Genomic DNA, 5976 nt, shown 5'->3' on the forward strand with positions numbered 1-5976 from the left:
ACCTGAGGCCGGGGATGTCAACATATCTGGCGTTGACTTTTGGCACGCTGTTGAGTTCTCAAGGAACGGACGCTTCCTTCGGACCGCCTTCCAGCAGGCCCTCCGGGCTTCGTTCTTTCGTGTTTCCAGCTTATCAGACGCTTTCCGCTCCGTTTACCGGGGCTTTTCGCATCCGAAATCTGGCGTTAACCGCGGAGTCGCGGCGACCCGACCAACCATAGCCGGTCGGTGGCCAGAGCGCGAATCGAGCCACGCCGGGAGCCCTCCGGGCGGCGGCATGATTTGTTGCTCTCGCGAGCATATACAGCAATGGTCCCGATTCGCCAAGATGCCTGTAGAGTGCGGCGCATCGACCCAGAGGACTAGACCACTCGCAGGTCGGTGAGCCGCCGGCCGGACAGGTAGGCGCGGGCAGGGCCTTCGCCCTGGAATGTCAGAAGATGCCCTAAGTTGACATGATTTAGGCTTCAGTTGATCGTCATGCCGCTCCTCGCGGCCGCTCGCTGTACTGCGCATTTGGGAGGCACAACCATGACCACTGTGACGTCGCCGCTGACCGGCAAGATCGTGGGGCTCGCGGGCGTGCCCGACCCGGTGTTCTCGGGTGCGATGGTCGGCCCGGGCACCGCGATCGACCCCGTTCGTGAGCAGACCACGGCGGTCGCTCCGGTTGACGGTGTCGTCGTCTCCATGCACCCGCACGCGTTCGTCGTCGTGGACGCCGAGGGCCACGGTGTTCTGACCCACCTCGGGATCGACACGGTTCAGCTCAACGGCGAGGGCTTCGAGCTGCTCGTCAACAAGGGCGACACGGTGACCCGCGGTCAGGCCGTCATCAAGTGGGACCCGGCTGCCGTCGAGGCCGCGGGCAAGTCGCCGATCTCGCCGATCGTGGCGCTGGAGGCCACCGCCGAGTCGCTCGGCGCGCTGCGGGAGGACGGCGAGGCCAAGGCGGGCGACCAGTTGTTCAGCTGGAGCTGACCTCTTCCTTCCGACACCCGCCCCGGACGAGATGACGGGGCGGCCCCCACACAGCGGTTCCCGGCGGGCCGCTCATCTCAGCGGAGACAGGTGACATGGAGAAGACGCTGCGCGGCGTGGGCGTGAGCCACGGGGTCGCGATCGGCCAGGTGCGGCACATGGGGACGGCGGTGCTGGAGCCCCCGGCCACCCAGATCCCGACCGAGGACGCCCCGCGCGAGCAGGCGCGTGCCCAGGCCGCCGTCGAGGCGGTCGCCGCCGACCTCATCGCGCGCGGCAACCTCGCGGGCGGCGAGGCGCAGGCCGTGCTGGAGGCCCAGGCGCTGATGGCGCAGGACCCGGAGCTGATGGCCGACGTGTCCCGCCGGATCGCCGTCGGCAGCAGTGCCGAGCGCGGTGTCTACGACGCGTTCGCGGCCTACCGGGCGCTGCTCGCCTCCGCCGGGGACTACCTGGCCGGGCGGGTCGCCGACCTGGACGACGTGCGCAACCGGATCGTCGCCCGGCTGCTCGGTGTGCCGATGCCGGGCGTGCCCGACAGCGACGAGCCGTACGTGCTGTTCGCGCGGGACCTGGCGCCGGCCGACACCGCGCTGCTCGACCCGACGCTGGTGCTCGGCTTCGTGACCGAGGAGGGCGGGCCGACCAGCCACAGCGCCATCCTGGCCCGGGCGATGGGTGTGCCGGCCGTCGTGGCGCTGCCGGGTGCGATCGAGGTCGGCGAGGGCACCGTCGTCGCGGTGGACGGCAGCTCCGGCGACGTGCTGCTGGAGCCTTCCCAGGAGAAGCAGGACGAGCTGCGGGCGGTCGCCGCCGAGCGCAAGGCCGCGCTCGCCGCCTCCTCCGGCCCGGGGCAGACCTCGGACGGCCACAGGGTGCCGCTGCTGGCCAACGTGGGCGGCCCGGCCGACGTGCCGGCCGCGCTGGAGAACGGTGCCGAGGGCGTCGGCCTGTTCCGCACCGAGTTCCTGTTCCTGGACGACTCGGCGAAGGCGCCCAGCGCCGAGAAGCAGGTCGAGGCGTACCGCAAGGTGCTGGAGGCCTTCCCCGGGCGCCGGGTCGTGGTGCGGGTGCTGGACGCCGGCGCTGACAAGCCGCTGGACTTCCTGACCCCGGGCGACGAGCCGAACCCGGCGCTGGGCGTGCGCGGTCTGCGCACCCTGCTCGAACACCCCGACGTGCTGCGGACCCAGCTCAAGGCGCTCGCCGAGGCGGCCGACGGCCTGCCGGTGCACCTTGAGGTGATGGCCCCGATGGTGGCCGACCGCAAGGACGCCAAGGACTTCGCGACCGCGTGCCGGGAGGCCGGGCTGGACGCCAAGTTCGGTGCGATGGTCGAGATCCCGTCGGCCGCGCTGCGCGCCAGGGCGATCCTCCAGGAGGTCGAGTTCCTGTCCCTGGGGACCAACGACCTCGCCCAGTACACCTTCGCGGCCGACCGTCAGGTGGGTGCGCTGGCCCGGCTCCAGGACCCGTGGCAGCCGGCCCTGCTGGACCTGGTCGCCTCGGCGGCCGACGCCGCGCGGGCGAGCGGCAGGAGCTGCGGCGTCTGCGGCGAGGCGGCCTCCGACCCGCTGCTGGCCGTGGTGCTGACCGGTCTGGGCGTCACCAGCCTGTCGATGGGCGCGGCCTCGATCCCCTACGTGCGGACCACGCTCGCCAAGTACACACTGGCGCAGTGCCGCCGGGCGGCGGAGGCGGCCCGGGCCGCGGACGGTGCCGAGGAGGCGCGGGCCGCCGCGCAGCAGGTGCTCTCGGGCGAGTGAGGACGGAGCGACGCGAGAGGGGTGCCCCCACCCAGGACGGTGGGGGCACCCCTTTCTCGTGCCTCGTCGTGTGTCTGGGGGCCGGTCAGGCCTGGCGGTCGAGGCGGAGCCGCTCGAAGAAGCGCAGGTGCTCGATGTGGTCGACGGAGCCGGGATTGACGGCCTGCTCCAGCGGGGTGCCGGAGAGGATGCGCTTGACCGGGACCTCGATCCGCTTGCCGGTGAGGGTGTGCGGGAGGCCGCGGACGGCGATGACCTCGTCGGGCACGTGGCGCGGGGAGAGCTCGGTGCGCAGCGAGGTCCGGATGCGGCCGATCACGTCGTCGTTCAGCTCCGCACCGGGGGCGAGGACGACGAACAGCGGCATCCAGTAGCCGCCGTCGGGCTCCTCCAGGCCGATGACCAGGGACTCGGCGATCTCGGGGAGGCGCTCGACCACCTCGTAGATGTCCGAGGAGCCCATCCGGACGCCCTGACGGTTGAGGGTGGAGTCGGAGCGGCCGTGGATGACGACGGTGCCCCGGGAGGTGACGGTGATCCAGTCGCCGTGGCGCCAGATGCCGGGGTACGTGTCGAAGTAGCTGTCGTGGTACCGGGTGCCCTCGGGATCGTTCCAGAAGCCGGTGGGCATCGACGGGATGGGCTTGGTGACGACGAGTTCGCCGACGGTGTCGGTGTGCGGGTGGCCCTGGACGTCCCAGGACTCGACGGCGGCGCCGAGGCAGGGGGCCTGGATCTCGCCGAGGTACACCGGGAGGGTGGGGACGCCGCCGACGAAGCAGGAGCAGACGTCGGTGCCGCCGCTGACAGAGGCGAGCCAGACGTCCTGCTTGACCTCGTCGTAGATCCAGCGGAAGCCGTCGGGCGGGAGCGGGGAGCCGGTGGTGCCGATGCAGCGCACGGCGGAGAGGTCGAGGTCCCGGCCGGGGTGGAGCTCGGCCTTGCGGCTGGCGATCACGTAGGCGGCGGAGGTGCCGAGGACGGTGGCGCCGGTGCGGGCGGCGACCGACCAGAGGGCGCCGGTGTCGGGGTGGCCGGGGCTGCCGTCGTAGGTGACGATCGTGGACCCGACCAGGAGGCCGGCCAGCAGGAAGTTCCACATCATCCAGCCGGTGGAGGTGTACCAGAGGAACCGGTCCTGGGGGCCGAGGTCGAGGTGGAGGCCGGCCTGCTTGAGGTGTTCGAGGAGGATGCCGCCCTGGCTCTGGACGATCGCCTTGGGCAGGCCGGTGGTCCCGGAGGAGTAGAGGACCCAGAGCGGGTGGTCGAAGGGGACCATCTGGAAGACCGGCTCGACCTCGTCGGCGACCAGGTCGTCCCAGTTCAGGGCGCCCTCGGGGGCGGGGGCTCCGAGCAGCGGGACGTGCACGACGGTGTGCAGGCTGGGGAGTTCGCGGCGCAGTTCGGCGACGACCTCGGTGCGGTCGTGGTCCTTGCCGCCGTAGTGGTAGCCGTCGATGGCGAAGAGGACGGCGGGTTCGATCTGCTGGAGGCGGTCGAGGACGCTGCGGGCGCCGAAGTCCGGGGCGCAGCTGGTCCAGATCGCGCCGACCGCTGCGGTGGCGAGCAGGGCGACGGCGGCCTGCGGGACATTGGGCAGGTAGGCGCTGACCCGGTCGCCGGGGCCGATACCGCGGGCGCGCAGGGCCGCGGCCAGCGAGCCGACCTGGCGGCGGAGTTCGGCCCAGGTGAGGGCGGCCGGCTGCTCGGTGGTCTCGTCGAGGTGGAGGATCGCCGGGCGATCGGCGTTGGCCGGGTCTTCGGCGGCGCGCAGGGCGTGCTCGGCGTAGTTGAGGCGGACACCGGGGAACCAGCGGGCGCCGGGCATGGTGGCGTCGGCGAGGATCTCGACCGGGACGGTGGTGCAGTGGTCGGTGGCCAGCCGGACGTCGAACCACTGGGTGATCGCGGTCCAGAAGCGGTCGAGGTCCCCGGTGGACCAGGCGTGCAGGTCGGCGTAGCGCTGGGCGGCCTGCTGGTCGTCGGCGACCGGGGCGAGCGGGGCGGCCGGGGCGCCGTGGTGTTCGGCGGCCCAGGCCTGGAAGGCCACGAGGGTGGTGGCGGCGGCGCGAGCGGGGTTCGGGCGCCAGAGCGGCTGATCCTGCGGTGGGGTGCTCACGGTGGTGGTCTCCCGGCCGGTGGTGGGGACGGGAGGGCTCGTGGCAGACCCGTCCGGTTGGGCTGTCGGTGCAGACCATGCCATGTGATCGCCCGCCGCGCCAGGGTCGGCCGGTGGGTGGACGGCAGGTCAGCGGGGGGTGAACTCGCCGCTGAACCAGCGGCGCAGGACGCCGTTGTGGAAGTCCCAGACCAGCGGGGTTTCGGCGGTGGCGAGCAGCCAGCCGTCGGTCTCGTCGGTGGGGCGCGAGGGCGGGAGGTCGGCGAGCGGGCGGGCCGGGAGCAGTCCGCAGAGCATGACGAAGCGGCCGTTGGGGTCGGAGGCGGTGTGGATCAGGGTGACCTCGGCCGGGTCGGCGGGGATGCCGGTCTCCTCCTGCAGTTCGCGCACGCAGGCCTGCTGCCAGCTCTCGCCGTAGTCCATGTAGCCGCCGGGGAAGGCGAGTTCGCCGTAGCCCGGTTCGATGGTGCGGCGGATGACGACCAGCGCGGGGTCGGCGCCGGGGCGGGTGACGGGGAGGACGGTGACCGCGACGGGCAGCGGGTTGCGGTAGCTGATCTCGGCGCAGCCGGGGCAGGTGCGCGGCCAGGTGCGGGTGCCGGGCGGGTAGGGCGTGCCGCAGAAGTGGCAGTGCGAGAACGGCCGGTGGGCGGTCTGGATCGCTTCGTCAGTGGTCATGGCCGGATGGTAGCCCGGTGGGTCGACGGTGTTGCCGCGAGCTGCGGAACGTCAGGGGGCCCCGGGGTCGTCGGCCGTGCCGTCGCGGGTGGGGCGGAGCAGCGCCGGGTGCAGCAGGCGGGCGTCGCCGGCGTGGTAGGTGCGGGCGCGGGGGCCGCCGCGGGCGCCGCCGCGCTCGGTGGTGGTGCCGGTGCTCTCGACGAAGCCGGGCACGGACAGCACCTTGCGGTGGAAGTTGCCGGGGTGGAGCTTCTCGCCCCAGACCGCCTCGTAGACGGCGCGGAGCTCGGGGATGGTGAAGTCGTACGGCAGGAAGGCGGTGGCCAGCGGGCTGTACTCGAGTTTGGCGCGCACCCGGTCGAGGCCGTCGGCAAGGATGCGGGCGTGGTCGTTTGATATATTTAGCGGGCCGGGGCCGGTGAGTCATTTGAA

Annotated in this window: 5 protein-coding genes; 2 read left to right on the forward strand and 3 right to left on the reverse strand. The window is 72.3% G+C overall.

The window, feature by feature from the left end:
* Positions 1-531 precede the first annotated feature (531 nt).
* The gene (locus ACFU7Y_RS38340; protein WP_224283262.1) at positions 532-981 is read left to right on the forward strand and encodes a PTS glucose transporter subunit IIA; all 450 of its coding nucleotides are present in this window, start codon (positions 532-534) and stop codon (positions 979-981) included.
* 95 nt (positions 982-1076) lie between these two features.
* The gene (gene ptsP / locus ACFU7Y_RS38345; protein WP_380771125.1) at positions 1077-2747 is read left to right on the forward strand and encodes a phosphoenolpyruvate--protein phosphotransferase; all 1671 of its coding nucleotides are present in this window, start codon (positions 1077-1079) and stop codon (positions 2745-2747) included.
* A gap of 85 nt (positions 2748-2832) precedes the next feature.
* On the opposite strand, the gene ACFU7Y_RS38350 is transcribed toward ptsP, so the two are convergent.
* Genes ACFU7Y_RS38350 through ACFU7Y_RS38360 form a run of 3 tightly spaced genes read right to left on the reverse strand, consistent with a single transcriptional unit; the run spans position 2833 to position 5898 of the window.
* Complete coding sequence (locus tag ACFU7Y_RS38350; protein WP_374120064.1) at positions 2833-4950, reverse strand: acetoacetate--CoA ligase; 2118 nt, start codon at positions 4948-4950, stop codon at positions 2833-2835.
* Between the two features lie 45 nt (positions 4951-4995).
* Positions 4996-5544, reverse strand: a complete 549-nt coding sequence (locus tag ACFU7Y_RS38355) for an NUDIX domain-containing protein (protein ID WP_224283265.1) — start codon at positions 5542-5544, stop codon at positions 4996-4998.
* A 51-nt stretch (positions 5545-5595) separates the two neighbouring features.
* Positions 5596-5898, reverse strand: coding sequence for a hypothetical protein (locus ACFU7Y_RS38360; RefSeq protein ID WP_380771126.1), 303 nt, complete (start codon positions 5896-5898; stop codon positions 5596-5598).
* Positions 5899-5976 lie beyond the last annotated feature (78 nt).

This window comes from Kitasatospora sp. NPDC057542, assembly GCF_042801945.1.
In the GTDB taxonomy this organism is placed as follows: domain Bacteria; phylum Actinomycetota; class Actinomycetes; order Streptomycetales; family Streptomycetaceae; genus Kitasatospora.